This window comes from Streptomyces sp. NBC_00122 (genome assembly GCF_045160845.1).
Classification (GTDB): Bacteria; Actinomycetota; Actinomycetes; order Streptomycetales; family Streptomycetaceae; genus Streptomyces.
Genome location: NZ_CP108191.1, coordinates 1843727 through 1863315 on the forward strand (window position 1 = coordinate 1843727; position 19589 = coordinate 1863315).

19 protein-coding genes are annotated in these 19589 nt (G+C 69.5%); 11 read left to right on the plus strand and 8 right to left on the minus strand.

Annotated features, from left to right (window positions below; translation table 11 throughout):
- Nucleotides 1-162 precede the first annotated feature (162 nt).
- A complete protein-coding gene (gene ppdK / locus OG737_RS08750) occupies nt 163-2871 on the minus strand; it encodes a pyruvate, phosphate dikinase (protein ID WP_328925634.1) in 2709 nt (902 codons plus the stop codon).
- A gap of 363 nt (nt 2872-3234) precedes the next feature.
- On the minus strand, nt 3235-4395 hold the full coding sequence (dusB, locus tag OG737_RS08755; RefSeq protein WP_328925635.1) for a tRNA dihydrouridine synthase DusB: 1161 nt from the start codon (nt 4393-4395) through the stop codon (nt 3235-3237).
- A 34-nt stretch (nt 4396-4429) separates the two neighbouring features.
- Here dusB and OG737_RS08760 point away from each other — a divergent pair, with 34 nt between their 5' ends.
- The 3 genes from OG737_RS08760 to OG737_RS08770 all read left to right on the plus strand — a co-directional run bounded on the left by OG737_RS08760 (nt 4430) and on the right by OG737_RS08770 (nt 7425).
- On the plus strand, nt 4430-5884 hold the full coding sequence (locus tag OG737_RS08760; RefSeq protein ID WP_405679976.1) for an MFS transporter: 1455 nt from the start codon (nt 4430-4432) through the stop codon (nt 5882-5884).
- A 132-nt stretch (nt 5885-6016) separates the two neighbouring features.
- Nucleotides 6017-6577, plus strand: coding sequence for a carboxymuconolactone decarboxylase family protein (locus OG737_RS08765; protein ID WP_405921386.1), 561 nt, complete (start codon nt 6017-6019; stop codon nt 6575-6577).
- The gene (locus OG737_RS08770) at nt 6574-7425 is read left to right on the plus strand and encodes an RNA polymerase sigma-70 factor (protein ID WP_328925638.1); all 852 of its coding nucleotides are present in this window, start codon (nt 6574-6576) and stop codon (nt 7423-7425) included. Before OG737_RS08765 ends, OG737_RS08770 begins: the two co-directional genes overlap by 4 nt.
- Nucleotides 7426-7450: 25 nt before the next feature.
- On the opposite strand, the gene OG737_RS08775 is transcribed toward OG737_RS08770, so the two are convergent.
- Entirely contained in the window at nt 7451-7906 is a 456-nt protein-coding gene (locus tag OG737_RS08775; RefSeq protein WP_328925639.1) for a MarR family winged helix-turn-helix transcriptional regulator, read from the minus strand.
- A gap of 79 nt (nt 7907-7985) precedes the next feature.
- On the opposite strand from OG737_RS08775, the gene OG737_RS08780 reads away from it, so the two are divergent.
- From OG737_RS08780 to OG737_RS08795, 4 genes are all read left to right on the plus strand, one after another.
- On the plus strand, nt 7986-8342 hold the full coding sequence (locus tag OG737_RS08780; protein WP_328925640.1) for a DoxX family protein: 357 nt from the start codon (nt 7986-7988) through the stop codon (nt 8340-8342).
- A gap of 66 nt (nt 8343-8408) precedes the next feature.
- Nucleotides 8409-9437, plus strand: coding sequence for an aldo/keto reductase (locus OG737_RS08785; RefSeq protein ID WP_328925641.1), 1029 nt, complete (start codon nt 8409-8411; stop codon nt 9435-9437).
- A gap of 20 nt (nt 9438-9457) precedes the next feature.
- Entirely contained in the window at nt 9458-10051 is a 594-nt protein-coding gene (locus tag OG737_RS08790; protein ID WP_328925642.1) for a TetR family transcriptional regulator, read from the plus strand.
- Nucleotides 10052-10192: 141 nt separating this feature from the next.
- Nucleotides 10193-10897, plus strand: a complete 705-nt coding sequence (locus OG737_RS08795) for a VC0807 family protein (RefSeq protein ID WP_328925643.1) — start codon at nt 10193-10195, stop codon at nt 10895-10897.
- A gap of 76 nt (nt 10898-10973) precedes the next feature.
- On the opposite strand, the gene OG737_RS08800 is transcribed toward OG737_RS08795, so the two are convergent.
- Nucleotides 10974-12356 carry a glycine--tRNA ligase gene (locus OG737_RS08800; protein ID WP_328925644.1) on the minus strand — a complete coding sequence of 461 codons (1383 nt, stop codon included), beginning with the start codon at nt 12354-12356 and terminating at the stop codon, nt 10974-10976.
- 155 nt (nt 12357-12511) lie between these two features.
- Between OG737_RS08800 and OG737_RS08805 the strand changes: the two genes are divergently transcribed.
- From OG737_RS08805 to OG737_RS08820, 4 genes are read left to right on the plus strand one after another with little or no spacing between them, the layout of a single operon-like run.
- Nucleotides 12512-13477 (plus strand): metal ABC transporter substrate-binding protein, encoded by a 966-nt coding sequence (locus OG737_RS08805; protein ID WP_328925645.1) that lies wholly within the window; start codon nt 12512-12514, stop codon nt 13475-13477.
- A 29-nt stretch (nt 13478-13506) separates the two neighbouring features.
- The gene (locus OG737_RS08810; protein ID WP_328925646.1) at nt 13507-14298 is read left to right on the plus strand and encodes a metal ABC transporter ATP-binding protein; all 792 of its coding nucleotides are present in this window, start codon (nt 13507-13509) and stop codon (nt 14296-14298) included.
- Entirely contained in the window at nt 14298-15164 is an 867-nt protein-coding gene (locus OG737_RS08815) for a metal ABC transporter permease (protein ID WP_328925647.1), read from the plus strand. Before OG737_RS08810 ends, OG737_RS08815 begins: the two co-directional genes overlap by 1 nt.
- A gap of 51 nt (nt 15165-15215) precedes the next feature.
- On the plus strand, nt 15216-15647 hold the full coding sequence (locus tag OG737_RS08820; protein WP_328925648.1) for a transcriptional repressor: 432 nt from the start codon (nt 15216-15218) through the stop codon (nt 15645-15647).
- Here OG737_RS08820 and OG737_RS08825 read toward each other — a convergent pair.
- From OG737_RS08825 to OG737_RS08840, 4 genes are all read right to left on the minus strand, one after another.
- Nucleotides 15644-16204 (minus strand): YcxB family protein, encoded by a 561-nt coding sequence (locus OG737_RS08825; protein ID WP_328925649.1) that lies wholly within the window; start codon nt 16202-16204, stop codon nt 15644-15646. The genes OG737_RS08820 and OG737_RS08825 overlap by 4 nt on opposite strands.
- A gap of 37 nt (nt 16205-16241) precedes the next feature.
- Nucleotides 16242-17063, minus strand: coding sequence for an isoprenyl transferase (locus OG737_RS08830; RefSeq protein WP_328925650.1), 822 nt, complete (start codon nt 17061-17063; stop codon nt 16242-16244).
- Between the two features lie 11 nt (nt 17064-17074).
- Complete coding sequence (recO, locus tag OG737_RS08835) at nt 17075-17821, minus strand: DNA repair protein RecO (protein ID WP_030009060.1); 747 nt, start codon at nt 17819-17821, stop codon at nt 17075-17077.
- A 112-nt stretch (nt 17822-17933) separates the two neighbouring features.
- Entirely contained in the window at nt 17934-19496 is a 1563-nt protein-coding gene (locus OG737_RS08840) for a nucleobase:cation symporter-2 family protein (protein WP_328925651.1), read from the minus strand.
- Nucleotides 19497-19589: the final 93 nt, after the last annotated feature.

Sequence of the window (19589 nt, forward strand, 5' to 3'; positions counted from 1 at the left end):
CGTGCCCGGCAGAATGACAGCGGCGGTGGACGGGTGGGGATCCGTCCACCGCCTGCTGGCGTAAAGATTTGTTGAACAGCAAAAAATAGGCGCGCCCGCCCCCAGGGCGTCAGGGAACCCGGGGGCAGGCGCGGTCTGTGAGGCCCTTCTCAGGGCCGGGGATCAGCGGCTGTCGCTGCCCTTCGCCTCGGCGGCCGCGCGACCGGCCTCCAGGCGCGCCACCGGAATCCGGAAGGGCGAGCAGGAGACGTAGTCGAGGCCGACCTCGTGGAAGAAGTGGACCGACTCGGGGTCGCCGCCGTGCTCGCCGCAGACGCCGAGCTTGAGGTCGGGGCGGGTGGCCCGGCCGGCCTCGACGGCGCTGCGGACCAGCGTGCCGACGCCGTCCTTGTCGATGGTCTCGAAGGGCGAGACCCCGAAGATCCCCTTCTCCAGGTACGCGGTGAAGAAGCTGGCCTCGACGTCGTCGCGGGAGAAGCCCCACACCGTCTGGGTCAGGTCGTTCGTGCCGAAGGAGAAGAACTGCGCGGCCTCGGCGATCTGGTCGGCCGTCAGGGCGGCGCGCGGCAGCTCGATCATCGTGCCGATGGTCAGCTTGAGGCTGGTGCCGGTGGCGGCCTCGACCTCGGCGATGACCCGGTCGGCCTCCTCGCGGACGATCTCCAGCTCCTGGACGGTGCCCACGAGCGGAACCATGATCTCGGCGCGCGGGTCGCCCTTGGCGTTCTTGCGCTCGGCGGCGGCCTCGGCGATCGCCCGTACCTGCATGGCGAACAGACCGGGGATGACCAGGCCGAGGCGGACACCGCGCAGACCCAACATCGGGTTCTGCTCGTGCAGCTTGTGCACGGCCTGGAGCAGGCGCAGGTCGTTCTCGTTGGCGTCCTTGCGGGACTCGGCGAGGGCGACGCGCACCGACAGCTCGGTGATGTCGGGCAGGAACTCGTGCAGCGGCGGGTCGAGCAGGCGGACGGTGACGGGCAGGCCGTCCATCGCCTCGAACAGCTCGACGAAGTCCTTCTTCTGCAGCGGCAGGAGGGCACTGAGTGCCTCGTCGCGCTCGCCGTCGGTGTCCGCAAGGATCAGGCGCTCGACCATCTCGCGGCGCTCTCCGAGGAACATGTGCTCGGTGCGGCACAGGCCGATGCCCTGGGCGCCGAAGCGGCGGGCGCGCAGTGCGTCCTCGGCGTTGTCGGCGTTGGCGCGCACCCGCAGGCGGCGGACGCGGTCCGCGTACGCCATGATCCGGTGGACGGCCTGGACCAGCTCGTTGGCGTCGTCGGCACCGGCGTGCATCCGGCCCTCGAAGTACTCGACGACCGGGGACGGTACGACGGGTACCTCACCGAGGTAGACCTTGCCGGTGGAGCCGTCGATCGAGACGACGTCGCCCTCTTCGATGACCGTCTCGCCGACCGTCAGGCGGCGGCGCTTGGTGTCGACGTCGAGCTCCTCGGCGCCGCAGACACAGGTCTTGCCCATGCCGCGGGCGACGACGGCCGCGTGCGAAGTCTTGCCGCCGCGCGAGGTCAGGATGCCCTCGGAGGCGATCATGCCGTCCAGGTCGTCCGGGTTGGTCTCGCGGCGGATCAGGATGACCTTCTCGCCGGAGCGGGACCACTTGACGGCCGTGTACGAGTCGAAGACGGCCTTGCCGACCGCCGCGCCCGGGGAGGCGGCGATGCCGCGGCCCAGCAGCGTGGTGTTCGCGTTCTCGTCGAAGCGCGGGAACATCAGCTGCGCGAGCTGGTGGCCGGTGACGCGCTGGAGGGCCTCGGCCTCGTCGATCAGGCCCTGGTCCACGAGCTGGGTGGCGATGCGGAAGGCGGCACCGGCGGTGCGCTTGCCCACGCGGGTCTGCAGCATCCACAGCTGGCCGCGCTCGATGGTGAACTCGATGTCGCAGAGATCCTTGTAGTGGGTCTCCAGCGTCTCCATGATCGTCATGAGCTGGTCGTACGAGGCCTTGTCGATGGCCTCCAGGTCCGCGAGCGGCACGGTGTTGCGGATACCCGCGACCACGTCCTCGCCCTGGGCGTTCTGGAGGTAGTCGCCGTAGACGCCCTGGTGGCCGCTGGCGGGGTCGCGGGTGAAGGCGACGCCGGTGCCGGAGTCGGGGCCGAGGTTGCCGAAGACCATGGAGCAGATGTTGACGGCGGTGCCCAGGTCGCCGGGGATGCGCTCCTGGCGGCGGTAGAGCTTGGCGCGGTCGGTGTTCCAGGAGTTGAAGACCGCCTCGACGGCGAGGTCCATCTGCTCGCGGGCGGCCTGCGGGAACTCGCGGCCGGCTTCCTTCGCCACGATCTTCTTGAAGACCTTGACCAGCTTCTTCAGGTCGGCGGCGTCGAGGTCGGTGTCGACGGTGACCTTCTTGGCGGCCTTGGCCTCGTCGAGGGCGTCCTCGAAGAGCTCGCCCTCGACGCCGAGGACGGTCTTGCCGAACATCTGGATGAGGCGGCGGTACGAGTCCCACGCGAAGCGCTCGTCACCGGACTGCGAGGCGAGACCGGTGACGGACTCGTCGGAGAGGCCGATGTTGAGGACGGTGTCCATCATGCCGGGCATCGAGAACTTGGCACCGGAGCGCACGGAGACCAGCAGCGGGTCGTCCGACTGGCCGAGCTTCTTGCCCATCTTCGCCTCGAGGGCCGCGAGGTGGGCGCTGACCTCGTCGCGCAGTTCGGCCGGGGCCGAGCCGCTTTCGAGGTAGACCTTGCAGGCCTCGGTGGTGATGGTGAAGCCGGGAGGGACGGGGAGACCAAGGTTGGTCATCTCGGCGAGGTTGGCTCCCTTGCCGCCGAGGAGGTCCTTGAGGTCCCGGTTGCCCTCGGTGAAGTCGTAGACGAACTTCTGATCTTTGTTTTCCGACACGGGTCTCGACTCCTCGAGGCTCGGTGGCTGCCCTGACGGCCAGGAACATACCCAGATCGAAGGCTTCTGGGTACGTCCACTTGGTCGTCATGTGGCTGTAACCACCCGTGCGCCAGCAGATCGAAAGTAACTCATGGGTAATCAGAACGGACCAAGAGCCTTCACATCCCGAAGGCCGAAGGGCGTTTGAGGCTTGATCACGCTCGGATGAGCGATCATCGATCTATTTGCGTTCAAGTATTGAACGCACAAAGGGTGGCACCCAGTGCCACCCTTTGAAAGTCTTACCCGTGATCTTCGCGCTCATCTGAGCGAAACCTCTCCCATGCGTGGCGTATATCACGCGACACGGAGGGCGATTTGTCAGCCTCCGGAAGTGTCCAGTTCGGCTTCCTCGCTGATGCCCGCGCAGTCGTACGGGTCCTTCAGCCAGCCGTCCGGCAGGACAACTCGGTTGTTTCCGGACGTCCGACCCCGCGGACCGTCCGCGCTCTCCGGCCAGGCTTGATCCAGATCAAGCTCGCTCAGATGAGCGTCCAGTTCGGCCAGGGAGGAGGTGACCGCAAGCTTCTTGCGCATCTCGGACCCGACGGAGAACCCCTTGAGGTACCAAGCCACGTGCTTACGGAAGTCGATCACCCCGCGCGCCTCGTCGCCGATCCACTCCCCGAGCAGTTGCGCGTGGCGGTGCATGGTGCCCGCGACCTCGCGCAGCGTGGGCTTGTGGAAGTCCTCGGGGCGGCCCTCGAAGGCCGCCACCAGGTCGTTGAACAGCCACGGGCGGCCCAGGCAGCCGCGCCCCACGACCACGCCGTCGCAGCCGGTCTCGCGGACCATGCGCAGTGCGTCCTCGGCGCACCAGATGTCGCCGTTGCCGAGCACCGGGATCTCCGGCACGTGCTCCTTGAGCCGCGCGATGGCGTCCCAGTCGGCGGTGCCGCCGTAGTGCTGGGCGGTGGTGCGTCCGTGCAGGGCGATCGCGGTGACGCCCTCCTCGACGGCGATCCGGCCGGCGTCGAGGTAGGTGAGGTGGTCGTCGTTGATGCCCTTGCGCATCTTCATGGTCACCGGCAGGTCGCCGGCGCCGGCGACGGCCTCGCGGAGGATCGCGCGCAGCAGGTTCCGCTTGTACGGGAGGGCCGAGCCACCGCCCTTGCGGGTGACCTTGGGGACCGGGCAGCCGAAATTGAGGTCGATGTGGTCGGCGCGGTCCTCTTCGACGATCATGCGGACCGCCTTGCCGACCGTCGCGGGGTCGACTCCGTACAGCTGGATCGAGCGGGGCTTCTCGGTCTCGTCGAAGTGGATCAGCTGCATGGTCTTCTCGTTGCGCTCGACCAGGGCGCGGGTCGTGATCATCTCGCTCACGAACAGCCCCTTGCCGCCCGAGAACTCCCGGCAGAGGGTACGGAACGGGGCATTGGTGATGCCGGCCATGGGCGCGAGCACCACCGGGGGCTGCACGGTGTGCGGGCCGATCGCGAGAGGCGGAGGGAGCGTGGTCATCCGCCCATTGTCCCGCATGCCGGGGCGGTGGTGCAGACGTACGATCGGCGGCATGATCGAGCCGAGTCAGCCGAATCAGCCGAGTCGCAAACAGCGCATGATCGTCCTGGCTGTCTGCTGCATGAGTCTGCTGATCGTCAGCCTCGACAACACCGTCCTGAACGTCGCGCTGCCGTCCATGCGCGAGGATCTGGACGCCTCGGTCGCGGGGATGCAGTGGACGATCGACGCCTACACCCTGGTCCTCGCCTCGCTGCTGATGCTCGCGGGCTCCACCGCCGACCGGATCGGCCGCCGCAGGGTGTTCGTCGCCGGTCTGGTGCTCTTCACCGCCGGATCCCTGCTGTGCTCGCTCGCGCCCAGCCTCGAATGGCTGATCGCGTACCGGATGGTCCAGGCCGTCGGCGGCGCGATGCTGAACCCGGTGGCGATGTCGATCATCACCAACACCTTCACCGATCCCGCCCAGCGGGCGCGGGCGATCGGCGTGTGGGGGGCGGTCGCGGGCGTCTCCATGGCGGCGGGTCCCCTCATCGGCGGTCTGCTGGTGGACTCCGTGGGCTGGCGCTCGATCTTCTGGGTGAACCTGCCGATCGGGCTGGCGGCCCTCGTACTGACCCTGCGCCACGTCCCCGAGTCCCGCGCGGCGCGGGCCCGGCGCCCTGACCCGGTGGGCCAGCTGCTGGTCATGGCGCTGCTGGGCACGCTGACGTACGGCATCATCGAGGCGCCGTCGGCGGGCTGGCGCTCGCCGCTGATCATGGGCTGCGCCCTGGCGGCCTTCGCCTCGCTGGTGGGGCTGCTGATCTACGAGCCCCGGCGCGAGGAGCCGCTGATCGATTTCCGGTTCTTCCGGAGCGCGCCCTTCAGCGGGGCCACGGTCATCGCCGTGAGCGCCTTCTCCGGGATGGCCGGGTTCCTCTTCCTGAACACCCTGTACCTGCAGGACGTACGGGGGCTGGACGCGCTGCACGCCGGGCTCTACATGCTGCCGATGGCCGCGCTGACCATGCTCGTCGCACCGATTTCGGGCCGGCTGGTGGGCAGCCGGGGGCCGCGGCTTCCGCTGCTCGTCGCGGGGGTCGCGATGGCCGCGAGCGGGCTGCTCTTCGCCGCGTTCCAGGCCGAGACGTCCACCCCGCTCATGTTCACCGGGTACGTGCTCTTCGGCCTCGGCTTCGGCATGGTGAACGCGCCGATCACCAATACGGCGGTGTCCGGGATGCCTCGATCCCAGGCGGGCGTCGCGGCCGCCATCGCCTCCACCAGCCGGCAGACGGGCAGCACGCTGGGCGTCGCGATCGTCGGCGCCGTCCTGGCGGCCGGGCTGGCTAACGGCTCCGACTTCGCCGGGGCGACGGGCCCGGCGTGGTGGATCATCACGGCCTGCGGCCTGCTGGTCCTGGGGGTGGGCGCGGCGACGAGCGGCCCCTGGGCCCGCGCGACGGCGGCCCGCACGGCCCGCACCCTGGACCCTTCGACCCCCCGCACCCGGGCGGACGCCTGACCCGAGCCGAAGGCATGACTCGGGGGGACGCCTGACCCGGGCGACCGCCCGGCAACGGGCTCCGATGTCACATGCTCGGCAGCTGTCCTGTCCTACCTCCAGACGCATCCACCGGAAGCCTGGAGGCCCGAAATGACCGCCCGCATCTCGCTCACCCCGCCCCGCACCCTGCTGAACCGCATCGGGTCCTGGTACTCCCGACGGACGTACGGCAAGGTGCTCGAACCCGGGCTCGCGATCGGCCACAACCAGAAGGTCCTGCTCGCCTACGTCAAGCTGGAGCGCTCCGTCGCCAAGTGGAACGCGCTCGAACCGGCCCTGAGGCATCTCGCCGTGATGGCCACCGCGGCCCGGATCAACTGCTCCTGGTGCATGGACTTCGGCCACTGGGAAGGCAGCGGACTCGGCCTGCCGCTCGACAAGATCTCCCAGGTGCCGCAGTGGCGGGACCACCGCGAGGCCTTCACCGAGCTGGAACTCCAGGTCATGGAGTACGCCGAGGCCATGACCGAGACCGAGCCCGCCGTCACCGACGGACTCGCCGAGGCGCTGCTGGGACGGCTGGGCGAGGCCGCCTTCGTGGAACTCACCGCCACGGTCGCCCTAGAGAACTTGCGCTCCCGGATGAACAGCGCCTTCGGCCTGACCAGCCAGGGCTTCTCCGAGGCCTGCGCGGTACCGTCCCTTACGTGATCGAGATCGCCGTCTTCGAACAGCACCGGCCGATGCTCTTCGGCATCGCCTACCGGATGCTCGGCAGCGTCGCGGATGCCGAGGACCTGGTCCAGGACACCTGGCTCCGCTGCAGCCAGGCGTCCGCCCAGGTCGCCAGCCCGGGCGGCTACCTGGCCCGTACGATCACCAACCTCGCGCTCAACCGGCTGAGTTCTGCGGCCGTCAAGCGGGAGCAGTACGTCGGCCCCTGGCTGCCCGAGCCGCTGGTCACCGTGCCGGACGCCACCGGGGACGTGGAGCTGGCCGAGTCGGTCTCGCTCGCCATGCTGGTGGTTCTGGAGAGCCTCTCACCGCTGGAGCGGGCGGTCTTCGTACTCAAGGAGGTCTTCGGCTTCTCGTATCGGGAGATCGCCGAGACGCTCGACCGCACCGAGACCTCGGTACGCCAGGTCGGCTCCCGGGCCAAGTCGCACGTCCAGGCACGCCGGCCGCGCCACGAGGCCCCGGCCGAGGTGAGGCGCCACGTCACCGACGAGTTCCTCGCCGCGTGCCTCGGGGGTGACCTGAACCGCATGCTGGAACTGCTCGCCCCCGACGTCACCGCGTGGAACGACGGCGGCGGGAAGGTCAAGGCGGCCCTGCGCCCGCTGCACGGCGCCGAGAACGTTGCCCGCTTCCTCGCAGCCGTGCTCGCCCAGCCGATGGAGGCCCCGCGCGTCGTGGCCGTCGACGTCAATGGCCGGCCGGGCCTGCTGCTCACCACGGCCGGACGGCCGGACACCGTCGCCTGCGTGGAGGTCGAGGACGGCCGGATCACCGAGATCCGGGTCATCCGCAACCCCGACAAGCTCCGCCACCTGGCCTGACCCGACGCCCAGGGACGGGGCAGGGCTACTCCTGGCAGTCGAAGTCGTCCGCGCGGGTGTCGATCCGCGCCAGCAGGGCGCGCAGCGCGTCCTGGTCACCGGCCGACAGGCCTGCGAACAGGCCCTGCTCGACCTCGTCGAGCGCCGCGTTCGTCCTGCCCAGTGCCGTCGATCCCGCGACGGTGATGGCCACGTTGTGGCGACGGCGGTCCGCCGGGTCCCGCCGGCGTTCGGCCAGGCCGTCGCCCTCCAGGTCGTTCAGGATCCCGACGAGCACGCTCGGGTCCACCTCCAGCCGCTCGGCCAGCGCCCGCTGGCTGATGGGGCCGTCCTCCAAGTGCATCAGCGTCATCGCGTGCCGCGGCGTGAGCCCCGCCGTGCTGAGCGCCTTCTTCATCCGGGCCTGGGTGACCGATCCGTGCCAGGCCAGCAGCAGGCCCAGCCGCTGCGGTGGGTGCGATGTGTCCTGGTCTGCCGTCATGGTCCACATCGTAGCAATCAAGAAATGATTATATTTGCAATATCATTGAGAATGTTCAATGATTCTGAATAATCAACCCTTGGAGATCCCCATGTTCATCGCCTACGCCGTCGTCGGCGGCCTCCTCGCCCTCGTCCTGACCGCCTCCGCCACCTTCACGCTGCAGCGCAACGACCAGATCGTCGCCAGCATGCGCAAGGTCCAGGTCCCGGACTCCTGGTTGCCACGCCTGGCCGCCCTCAAGGCGGCCGGCGCGATCGGCCTGGTCGCGGGCCTGTGGGTCACCCCCCTCGGTGTCGCCGCCGCCATCGGCGTGACCCTCTACTTCGCCGGTGCGGTCATCGCCCATCTCCGCGCCAAGGACTACGAGCTCGCCCCGGCCGCCGTCCTGACCGCGGTCTCGGCCGCTGCCCTGGCCCTGCGGGTCCTTTCGTAGCCGTCACCTTCACGCTGACGAGTGACAGATATTGAAATCTGTCACTCGTCATGTCATTCTCGTTTCATGACCACGAACGAGAACACCACCGCAACCACCCGCACCCTCGGGGCCACCGGGCCGTCCGTCTTCCCGCTCGGCCTCGGCTGCATGGGGATGTCAGCGCTGTACGGGGAGGCCGACCGCCCGGAGTCCGTCGCCACCATCCACGCCGCCCTGGACGCCGGCGTCACGCTGCTCGACACCGGCGACTTCTACGGCATGGGCCACAACGAACTACTGATCAACGAAGCCCTCCGCACCGCGCCCGCAGCGGCTCGCGAGCGGGCGCTGACCAGCGTCAAGTTCGGCGCTTTGCGCACGGTCGAGGGCGGCTTCACCGGCTACGACGGCCGGCCGGAGGCCGTCAAGAACTTCCTGGCCTACTCGCTCCAGCGGCTCGGCCGGGACCACATCGACATCTACCGGATCGCCCGCGTGGACCCGGACGTCCCGATCGAGGAGACCATCGGGGCCATCGCCGAGGCCGTCGAGGCGGGGCACGTGCGCCACATCGGCCTCTCCGAGGTCGGCGCGGACACGCTGCGCCGGGCCGCCGCCGTGGCCCCGATCGCCGACCTCCAGATCGAGTACTCGCTCATCTCCCGCGGCATCGAGGACGAGATCCTGCCGACCGCCCGCGAGCTCGGCATAGGCATCACGGCGTACGGAGTACTGTCCCGCGGCCTGATCAGCGGCCACTTCACCCGGGACCGCAAGCTGAGCCCGCACGACTTCCGCGGCATGAGTCCGCGCTTCCAGGGTGACAACCTCGACCGGAACCTCGGTCTGGTCGACGCCCTGCGCAAGGTCGCCGAGGGCAAGGGCGTGAGCGTGGCCCAGACCGCCATCGCATGGGTGCTCTCCCGCGGCGAGGACATCGTGCCGCTGGTGGGTGCCCGGCGCCGGGACCGGCTGGCCGAGGCACTGGGTGCCATGGAGATATCGCTCAGCGCCGCCGACCTGGCCGCGATCGAGGAGGCCGTGCCCGCGGGCGCCGCGGCCGGGGACCGTTACCCGGCGGCCCAGATGGCCCACCTCGACAGCGAGCACTGAGCTGGCGGTACGGTCGTCCCATGTCCCCCGCAGCTGCCGAGCCCCTGACACCCGAGCGCATCCTCGAAACCACCGAGGAGGTACTGCGCCGCTTCGGCCCGACCAAGGCGACCGTGGTGGACGTGGCCCGCGCGCTGGGCGTCAGCCACGGCAGCGTGTACCGGCACTTCCCGTCGAAGGCGGCGCTGCGCGAGGCCGTCACGGACCGCTGGCTCGCCAAGAGCGTCGTCATGCTGGAGGCAATCACCGCGGCGCCCGCCGAGAGTGCCCCTTCCAAGCTGGAGGCGTGGCTGGAGGCGCTGTTCGAGGCCAAGCGCCACAAGGCCGGTGACGATCCGGAGCTGTTCGCCACCTACACCGTGCTGCTCGCCGAGAACAGCGGGATCGTGGAGACCCACCTGGCCGAGCTGATCGGCCAGCTGGCCCGGATCATCGCCGAGGGCGTCGCGGCGGGCACGCTCGCCGCCGAGGACGTACCGGCCGCCGCCCGCGCGGTCTTCGACGCCACCGGCCGCTTTCACGACCCGCAGTACGCGGCCGACTGGCTCTCGCCCACGATCTTCACGGAGTTCGAAGCGGTCACCGCGCTGGTCGTCCGGGGTCTGCGCGCCTGACGCGCAGCCCGGCCCGGCTCATCCGGAATCCTTCAGTCCGGACAGCTTGATGATCATTTTGGGCGTGTTCGCCTTGTACATGCCACCCCGATGTCCTTACGGTCCCCTTACGCACTCATCAGGCACGTTCCAGGGGGAACCTTGTCCGCCCAAGTAGCACGACCCGCACCTCCCGCCCGCTCGGGAGCCGCAACCGCCCTCGGCTGGATCCTGACCATCGGCCTCAATGTCGTGGCGCCGATCATCACGTACAACACCCTCGTCGACGACCACGGCTGGAGCGAGTTCTCGGCGCTCCTCCTCAGCAGCGCCTGGCCGGTGCTCGACACCGCCATCAGCGTGGCCTGGCGGCGCAAGCTCGACGAGTTCGCCATCGTCACCCTGGTGTTCATCGTGATCACGGCCGTCGTCTCGCTGATCGGCGCGCACTCGGCCCGCGCCCTGCTCATCAAGGACTCGGGCGTGACCGGGCTGTTCGGGCTGCTCTGCCTGGCCACGCTGCTCGCACCGCGCCCGTTGATGTTCTACTTCAGCCGTAAGTTCGCCACCGACGGCACCCCGGAGAGCACGGCCTGGTGGAACGGCCTGTGGCAGTACGAGGGCTTCCGGACCACGCTGACCCGGATGACCCTGGTCTGGGGCGTCGCGTACGTCACCGAGGCTGTAGTCCGCATCGCCCTGGCGTACGTGCTGAGCACCAAGACCATGGTGACCCTCAGCCCGATCATGATCTACGGGGTGCTCGGCGCTCTGGGCGTGTGGACCGCCCTGTACGGCAAGCGGTCCCAGGCGGAGGGCGAGCGCCGCGCTGCCGCCGCGGCGGCGGCCGAGGCCTCGGCCGCCTGAGACGGAGCACACGCAAAGACCGGTGGCCCGGTGCGCAACGAGCGCACCGGGCCACCGGCCTTCCGAGCGGCGGAACCTAGCAGCCGAGCAGGCGGCTGCCGAGGTAGCTCTGGATCTGGTCCAGGGAGACGCGCTCCTGCTTCATGGTGTCGCGCTCGCGCACGGTCACCGCGTTGTCGTCCAGGGTGTCGAAGTCGACGGTGACGCAGAACGGCGTACCGATCTCGTCCTGGCGGCGGTAACGGCGGCCGATGGCGCCCGCGTCGTCGAACTCGATGTTCCAGTTCTTGCGCAGGTCGGCGGCGAGGCCCTTGGCCTTCGGCGACAGCTGCGGGTTGCGGGACAGCGGCAGGACGGCGACCTTGATCGGAGCCAGGCGCGGGTCGAGGCGCATCACGGTGCGCTTCTCCATGACGCCCTTGGCGTTGGGGGCCTCGTCCTCGATGTACGCGTCGAGCATGAAGGCGAGCATGGCGCGGTTCACACCGGCCGCCGGCTCGATGACGTACGGGGTGTAGCGCTCACCGGCCTCCTGGTCGAAGTAGGTGAGGTCCTGGCCGGAGGCGGCGGAGTGGGCCTTGAGGTCGAAGTCGGTGCGGTTGGCCACGCCTTCGAGCTCGGAGAACTCGTTGCCGCCGAAGTTGAAGCGGTACTCGATGTCGGCGGTGCGCTTCGAGTAGTGGGACAGCTTCTCCTTCGGGTGCTCGTACCAGCGGATGTTCTCCTCGCGGATGCCGAGGTCGCGGTACCAGTTCCACCGCTCGGCCATCCAGTACTCCTGCCACTGCTCGTCCTCGCCCGGCTTGACGAAGAACTCCATCTCCATCTGCTCGAACTCGCGCGTGCGGAAGATGAAGTTGCCCGGAGTGATCTCGTTCCGGAAGGACTTGCCCATCTGCGCGATGCCGAACGGGGGCTTCTTGCGCGAGGTGGTCTGCACCATGGCGAAGTTGGTGAAGATGCCCTGGGCGGTCTCGGGGCGCAGGTACGCCTTGGAGGCGGTGTCCTGGCTCGGGCCGAGGTGGGTCTCCAGCATGCCGGAGAACTGCTTGGGCTCGGTGAACTGGCCCTTCACACCGCAGTGGGGGCAGTTGATGTCGGCGAGGCCGTTCTCGGGCAGACGGCCGTGCTTGGCCTCGTACGCCTCTTCAAGGTGGTCCGCGCGGTGGCGCTTGTGACAGGCGGTGCACTCGGTCAGCGGGTCCGAGAAGGTGGCGACGTGGCCGGAGGCCACCCAGACCTCGGGGGCCAGGATCACGGACGAGTCGAGGCCGACGATGTCCTCACGCCCGGTGACCATCGCCTTCCACCACTGGCGCTTGATGTTCTCCTTGAGCTCGACACCCAGCGGACCGTAGTCCCAGGCAGCCCTGGAACCGCCGTAGATGTCACTGCACGGGAAAACGAAGCCACGGCGCTTGCTCAGGCTGACGATGGTGTCGATCTTGTCGGCGGCCACGGTGCTCTCTTCATTACGAGGACGAACGGCGAAGTCTTTAGGTTACCGGCGCCCGCACCCCCGCTTTCAAGTCGGTTCCCCTTCCGCAGCCCGGGCCCTGGGCCCTCCACCTGGGTTTTTGACAATCGTTTCCATCTTTGATGAAAATGGATGTCATGAACGTACGACGCCTCATACCCGCTGCCGCCCTCGCCGGAGCCGTCGCCCTCGGCGCCACGGCCCTCACCGCCTGTTCCGGAGCGAGTGCCGCGGGCAGCAAGGACGGCAAGCTCGCCGTGACGGCGTCGTTCTACCCGATGCAGTTCCTCGCCGAGCAGATCGGCAAGGACCACGTGAAGGTCGACACCCTGACCAAGCCGGGTGTCGAACCGCACGACCTGGAGATCACCCCGAGGCAGACCGGCCGGATGGGCGAGGCCGACGTGATCCTCTACGTCAAGTCCCTCCAGCCCGCCGTCGACAAGGCAATCGTCCAGTCCGGCGTGAAGAACGTCGTCGACGCCGCGACCCTGACCACGCTCGAAGTCCACGCCGCGTCCGGCCACGACCACGAGGGCGAGGCGGGCGAGGCGGGTCACGACCACAGCCACGGCGAGGCCGGCGCGGACCCGCACATCTGGCTCGACCCCGCCAAGTACGCGGAGGTCGCCAAGGGCGTCGGCGCGGCCCTGGAGAAGGCCGACCCCGGCCACGCAGCCGACTACAAGAAGAACACCGACGCGCTGGTGGGCAGGCTGACCGGGCTCGACACCGAGTTCAAGGACGGCCTGAAGGACACGGCCACCAGGACCTTCATCACCACCCACTCCGCCTTCGGCTACCTCGCCGAGCGCTACGGCCTGGACCAGGAGGGCATCTCCGGCGTCGACCCCGAGGCCGAGCCGAGCCCGGCCCGGGTCAAGGAGATCCAGGAGATCGCGAAGAAGGAGAATGTCACCACCGTGTTCTTCGAGACCCTGGCCAGCGACAAGACGGCCAAGACCCTCGCGACGGACACCGGCCTGACGACCGACGTCCTCGACCCGCTCGAGGGAATCACCGCCAAGTCCCAGGGCGCTGACTACTTCGAGGTCATGCGGTCCAACCTGAAGAACCTCCAGAAGGCACTCGGTAGCAAGTGATGACAGCAGCAGCAACGGAGGCGCGAGCCATGCAGTCCACGCCCCGACAGGCAGATGACCAGGCCGTCATATCCCTGCGCGGGGCCACGGCCTCGCTCGGCTCGCGCCCCGTGCTGCGCGGGATCGACCTCACCGTCCACCGCGGCGAGGTCGTCGCGCTGCTCGGCGCGAACGGCTCCGGCAAGTCCACGGCCGTGCGCGCCGTCGTCGGCCAGGTCCCGCTCACCGACGGCGCCCTGTCCCTCTTCGGAACGGACTTCAAGCGCTTCAAGGACTGGTCGCGCATCGGATACGTCCCGCAGCGCACCACCGCCGCCAGCGGCGTCCCCGCCACCGTCCGCGAGGTCGTTTCCTCCGGCCGGCTGGCCCGTACCCGCTTCGGCATCCTGCGCAAGGCCGACAAGGCCGCCGTGGAGCGCGCCCTAGCCCTCGTGGACATGGACACGCACGGCGACGCCTCCGTCAACGCCCTTTCCGGCGGCCAGCACCAGCGCGTCCTGATCGCCCGGGCGCTCGCCGTCGAGCCGGAACTCCTGATCATGGACGAGCCGATGGCCGGCGTAGACCTCGGCAACCAGGAGGTCCTCGCGAACGCCCTGCGCGAGCAGGTCGCCGCCGGCTCCACCGTCCTCCTCGTCCTGCACGAGCTGGGCCCGCTGGAGCCGCTGATCGAGCGCGCCGTCGTCCTGCGCGACGGCTGCGTGGTCCACGACGGCCCGCCCCCGGAGGCCGTCGGCCAGCACGCCCTGCCCGGCCACGACCACGTACACCCCCACGCGGCGCACGACGCCGAGCCCCTGCGGAGCGGACTGCTGAGCTGATGGACCTCCTCGACTACGCCTTCATGCAGCGGGCCCTGATCGCGGCCTTCCTCGTCGGGATCACGGCGCCCGCGATCGGTACGTACCTCGTCCAGCGCCGCCAGGCCGTCATGGGCGACGGCATCGGCCACGTGGCCATGACCGGTGTCGCCCTCGGCTTCCTGCTCAACACCAGCCCGGTGTGGATGGCCACCCTGGTCGCCGTCGTCGGCGCGGTGGGCATGGAGCTCATCCGCTCCCGCGGCAAGACCAGCGGCGACATCGCGCTCGCCATGCTCTTCTACGGCGGCCTGGCCGGCGGTGTCTTGATCATCAACATGGCCGGCGGCTCCACCGCCAACCTGAGCAGCTACCTCTTCGGCGGCATCGCCACCGTCGCGCCGCAGGACGTCACGGCTGCGGTGATCCTCGCCGCCTTCGTCATCACCGTCACCATCGGACTGCGCCGCCAGCTGTTCGCCATCAGCCAGGACGAGGAGTTCGCCCGGGTCACCGGCCTGCCGGTACGCGCACTGAACCTCCTGATGGCCGTCACGGCCGCCGTCACCGTCACGGTGGCCATGCGCATCGTGGGCCTGCTGCTGGTCAGCGCGATGATGGTGATCCCCGTCGCGGCAGCCCAGCGCGTGACCCGCGGGTTCGTCGCGACCCTGTCCCTCGCGATGGCGATCGGCGTGGTGGTCTCCCTGACGGGCGTGACCGCCACGTACTACCTCGACGCGCCCTCGGGGGCGACGATCGTGCTGCTCGCCATCGCCGTCTTCACGGTGATGGCGGCCGTGTCGACGCCACTGGCCAGGCGCCGGGCGAAAGCGGCCCGGATCGCCGCCGAAGAGGTCTGTACGCGGGACGATGTGAAGGTCTGACCGGACCGGCCGCCTGGCACAATGGCGGCAGGCCGATACGAGGAGGAACCGGTGGCGACTGCGCCTGGCGAGACGAATACCGCGCCAGTACGAGGACGATCCACCCGGCAGCGCGCCGCCGTGGCGGCGGCCCTGGACGAGGTGGACGAGTTCCGCAGCGCCCAGGAGCTCCACGACATGCTCAAGCACCGTGGCGACTCCGTGGGCCTGACCACCGTCTACCGCACCCTCCAGTCGCTCGCGGACGCCGGCGAGGTCGACGTGCTGCGCACGAGCGACGGCGAGTCCGTCTACCGGCGCTGCTCGACCGGGGACCACCACCACCACCTGGTCTGCCGCAAGTGCGGCAAGGCGGTGGAGGTGGAGGGCCCGGCCGTGGAGAAGTGGGCGGAGTCCATCGCGGCCGAGCACGGCTACGTGAACGTGGCCCACACGGTGGAGATCTTCGGCACCTGCGCGGAGTGCGCGGCCGCCGCCTCCTAGAGTCGCTTCAGGTTCCGGTCGAGGATCGCCCGCAGGCGGTCGACGTCGGCCGGGTCCTGGACACCCCGCTTGGGCAGGACCGTCATGGCCACCGCCCCCTTGTCGTCACTGAGCATGACGAACGCCTCGGCCGTCTCCGCGTACCTCGGCTGCGCCGCCCAGCCGATTCGCGTCCGGGAGGCGGCCGTCGTCACCTCGACTCCGGCCGCGTCCACGACGGTACGGGCCTCCCCCGCCTTCTCCAGCAGTCCGCCGAAGGCGCGCGCCTGGAGCCGCGGGCCGAACAGCACGAAGGCCCACAGCACCGTCCCGCCGACGAGGAGGCCCGCCGGTCTCCCCGCCGCGCTCTGCGCATCCACCAGCGCCAGCAGGCCGAGCCCCAGCAACAGCGTCCCGGCGAAGACGAACATCCCCCGCCGACGGCGCCCCTGGGCCGTGCGCGCGTCCCGGACGCGCAGCGCCTGCGCGAGGTCCGCCTTGGTCGTCCGGTAGACGAGCTCGACCGCCTGCCCGTCCTGCCGGGCCGCCTGCGCGTTCATGTCCATATCCATGTCCATGACAGCGGAGCCTATCGCCGGGACGCGCGGCCGCCCGTCAGCCGGTGGGGGCGTCGGGCTGGTTCGGGACGGCCCCGCCGAAGCGGCGGTCGCGCTGGGCGTACTCCAGGCAGGCCCGCCACAGGTCGCGGCGGTCGAAGTCCGGCCACAGCACGTCCTGGTAGACCATCTCGGCGTAGGCGCTCTGCCAGATCAGGTAGTTGGAGGTCCGCTGCTCGCCGCTCGGGCGCAGGAACAGGTCCACGTCCGGCATGTCCGGGTAGTAGATGTACTTCGCGAAGGTCTTCTCGTTCACCTTCGACGGGTCCAGCTTCCCGGCGGCGACATCGCGGGCGATGGCCTGCGCCGCGTCCGCGATCTCCGCGCGGCCGCCGTAGTTGACGCAGAAGTACAGGGTCATCGCGTCGTTGTCGACGGTCTGCTCCTGGGCGACCTGGAGCTCCTGGACGACCGACTTCCACATCTTCGGCATGCGGCCGACCCAGCGGATGCGGATGCCCAGCTCGTTCATCTCGTCGCGGCGGCGCCGGATGACATCGCGGTTGAAGTTCATGAGGAAGCGCACCTCGTCGGGCGAGCGCTTCCAGTTCTCCGTCGAGAAGGCGTAGAGGGAGAGGTTCTTGACGCCCATCTCCAGGCAGCCCTTGAGCACGTCGAGGACGACGCCCTCGCCGACCTTGTGGCCCTCCGTGCGCGGCAGGCCGCGCTCCTTGGCCCAGCGGCCGTTGCCATCCATGACGATGGCCACGTGGTTCGGGACCAGCTCGCCGGGGATCTTCGGCGGGACCGCACCGGACGGGTGCGGCTCGGGAACCTTGTACTCGCGGCGAGAGCGTCCCAGAATCCCGCGTCGTGCCATGTGCCCAGCTCCTATTTCTCGACGTATCGCAGGGAGCGTAGCCCGCGCTCCAGATGCCAGTGCAAATAGGCCGAGACCAGCCCGCTGCCCTCCCGCACGTGACGCGCCTCGCACGCGTCGGCATGCCCCCAGTCGCCCGTCAGCAGCGCGCTGAGGAGGGCGATGGCCTCCGACGAGGGTACGACGCTGCCGGGCACACGGCAGTCCCCGCATATCACCCCGCCCGCGGCGACGGAGAAATGCCGGTTGGGACCGTGGATCCCGCACTTCGCGCAGTCCTCGAAGCTGGGCGCGTAGCCGTTGACGGCGAGGGAGCGCAGCAGGAAGGCGTCGAGGATGAGGTGCGGTTCGTGTTCGCCCCGCGAGAGCGTGCGCAGGGCGCCGACGAGCAGCAGGTACTGCTGTACGGCGGGCTCGCCCTCGTTCTCGGTGAAGCGCTCGGCGGTCTCCAGCATGGCGGTGCCGGCGGTGTAGCGGGCGTAGTCGGTGACGATGCCGTTGCCGTAGGGGGCGATGATCTCGGTCTGGGTGCAGAGCGGCAGGCTGCGGCCGATCAGCTCGCTGCCGCGGGCGAAGAACTGCACGTCGGCGTGGGAGAAAGGTTCCAGCCCGGCACCGAATTTGGACTTCGTACGCCGCACCCCGCGGGCGACGGCCCGTACCCGGCCGTGGCCTCGGGTCAGCAGCGTGATGATGCGGTCCGCCTCACCCAGCTTCTGGGTGCGCAGCACGATGCCGTCGTCGCGGAACAGACTCATGCGCCCATTGTCGCCTGTACGGGGGGCCGTACGGGGACACCTCCGGGACGGCGACGGCCCCTCGTCCGGACGGGGGGAAGTCCGGGCGAGGGGCGATCACCCCTTGGGAGGGTCAGGGGGCCGGCGTTCCCGCGTCGTCGGCCTTCTCCGCCCCGGCCGGGGCGGCGGCGGCCTGGGCGGGCACCGCCGCGGCGACCGGCTCGGCAGCGGCGACCGGCTCAGCAGCGGCGGACTCCTCCGGCTCGGCCGGAACCTCGGCGGCGACGGCGTCGGCATCGGCATCGGCGGACTCAGGGGCGGCCGGGACAGCCGGGGCCTCGGCCTTCGTCAGCCCGTTGAAGATCAGGTTGAGGACGATGGCGGCCGTGGCACCGAGGGTGACACCGCTGTTGAGCAGCGAGGACAGGTCCGCGTTCATGTGCTTGGTGAAGAAGACGGGCACGGTCGCGGGGAGCAGGGCGAAGGCGAGGGAGACGCCCACGATCAGCGCGTTCTTCTCCTCCTTGAGGTCGACCTTGCCCAGGGTCTGGATACCGGCCAGGGCGACCATGCCGAACATCACGGTCGCGGCGCCACCGAGGACCCCGTGCGGGACGGCGGCGACGATCGCCGCGGCCTTGGGCAGCAGACCCAGGATGATCATGAAGACGCCGGCGGCGACGACCACGAACCGGCTCTTGACCTTCGTCATCCGCACCAGGCCGACGTTCTCGGCGAAGGCCACGTACGGGAAGGAGTTCAGGACACCGCCGAGGGCGGTCGCCGCGCCGTCGGCACGCAGGGCGCGGGCCACGGTCTCGCTGTCGACCTCCTTGCCCACGATGTCGCCGACCGCGTACGTGTCACCCGTCGTCTCGACCATCGTGATCAGCATGACGATCAGCATGAGGACGATCGGGAACCACTCGAACTTCGGGACGCCGAAGTGGAAGGGGGTGGTGACCCCGATCCAGGCGGAGTTGCCGACGTCGCCGAACTTCGCGTCGCCGAGGAGGAACGCGGTCGCGGTGCCGCCGACCAGGCCGAGCAGGATGGAGATGCTGGAGAGGAACGGCTTGCCGATCCTCATCAGGACGAGGATGAAGAGCATCGTGCCGCCGGCGTACGCGAAGTTCTTCGGGTCGCCGAAGTCCGGGCTGCCGAGGCCGCCGGCCGCGTCGTTGAGGCCGACCGGGATCAGGACAATGCCCAGCACGGTGATCACGGTGCCCGTGACGACCGGCGGGAAGAGCCGCATGACCGTCCGGAACGCCTTGGCGGGCAGCCAGGCGAAGGCGAAGGTCGCGATGCCGGCGGTGATGACCGCGCCGTAGATGACCAGCAGCGCGGCGGTCCCGCCGCCCGCGCCGAGGCCGATGGCGATCATCGGGGAGACGGCCGTGAAGGTCACGCCCTGGATGAGCGGCAGCCGCGCGCCGATCCGGCCGATGCCCCAGGCCTGGATGATGGAGGCGATACCGCAGGTGAACAGGTCCGCGTTGATCAGGTAGACCAGCTGCTCAGGGCTCAGCTTCAGCGCGTTGCCCACGATGATCGGAACGATCACCGCACCGGCGTAGAAGGCGAGTACGTGCTGGAAGCCGTACAGCGCGAGCTTGGGGAGGGGGAGCACCTCGTCGACCGGGTGCGTGCTCTGCTCTCCGTCGACGGAAAGCCGGGCGGCGACACGTGCCATCTCTGCCTTGCCCTTCAAAGAGGTGAGGTAAGTGAGAGGAGATCTGGTTATCCCTGGCCGGAGTGGGTCGCTAACCCGTTGATCCGCCAGGGT

Coding starts and splice junctions, on each gene's coding strand:
- dusB (WP_328925635.1), bottom strand. CDS start 4,395: ATGCGGGACAATGGGCGGATGACCACGCTCCCTCCGCCTCTCGCGATC.
- OG737_RS08760 (WP_405679976.1), top strand. CDS start 4,430: ATGATCGAGCCGAGTCAGCCGAATCAGCCGAGTCGCAAACAGCGCATG.
- OG737_RS08765 (WP_405921386.1), top strand. CDS start 6,017: ATGACCGCCCGCATCTCGCTCACCCCGCCCCGCACCCTGCTGAACCGC.
- OG737_RS08775 (WP_328925639.1), bottom strand. CDS start 7,906: ATGACGGCAGACCAGGACACATCGCACCCACCGCAGCGGCTGGGCCTG.
- OG737_RS08785 (WP_328925641.1), top strand. CDS start 8,409: ATGACCACGAACGAGAACACCACCGCAACCACCCGCACCCTCGGGGCC.
- OG737_RS08790 (WP_328925642.1), top strand. CDS start 9,458: ATGTCCCCCGCAGCTGCCGAGCCCCTGACACCCGAGCGCATCCTCGAA.
- OG737_RS08805 (WP_328925645.1), top strand. CDS start 12,512: ATGAACGTACGACGCCTCATACCCGCTGCCGCCCTCGCCGGAGCCGTC.
- OG737_RS08810 (WP_328925646.1), top strand. CDS start 13,507: ATGCAGTCCACGCCCCGACAGGCAGATGACCAGGCCGTCATATCCCTG.
- OG737_RS08815 (WP_328925647.1), top strand. CDS start 14,298: ATGGACCTCCTCGACTACGCCTTCATGCAGCGGGCCCTGATCGCGGCC.
- OG737_RS08825 (WP_328925649.1), bottom strand. CDS start 16,204: ATGGACATGGATATGGACATGAACGCGCAGGCGGCCCGGCAGGACGGG.
- OG737_RS08830 (WP_328925650.1), bottom strand. CDS start 17,063: ATGGCACGACGCGGGATTCTGGGACGCTCTCGCCGCGAGTACAAGGTT.
- recO (WP_030009060.1), bottom strand. CDS start 17,821: ATGAGTCTGTTCCGCGACGACGGCATCGTGCTGCGCACCCAGAAGCTG.
- OG737_RS08840 (WP_328925651.1), bottom strand. CDS start 19,496: ATGGCACGTGTCGCCGCCCGGCTTTCCGTCGACGGAGAGCAGAGCACG.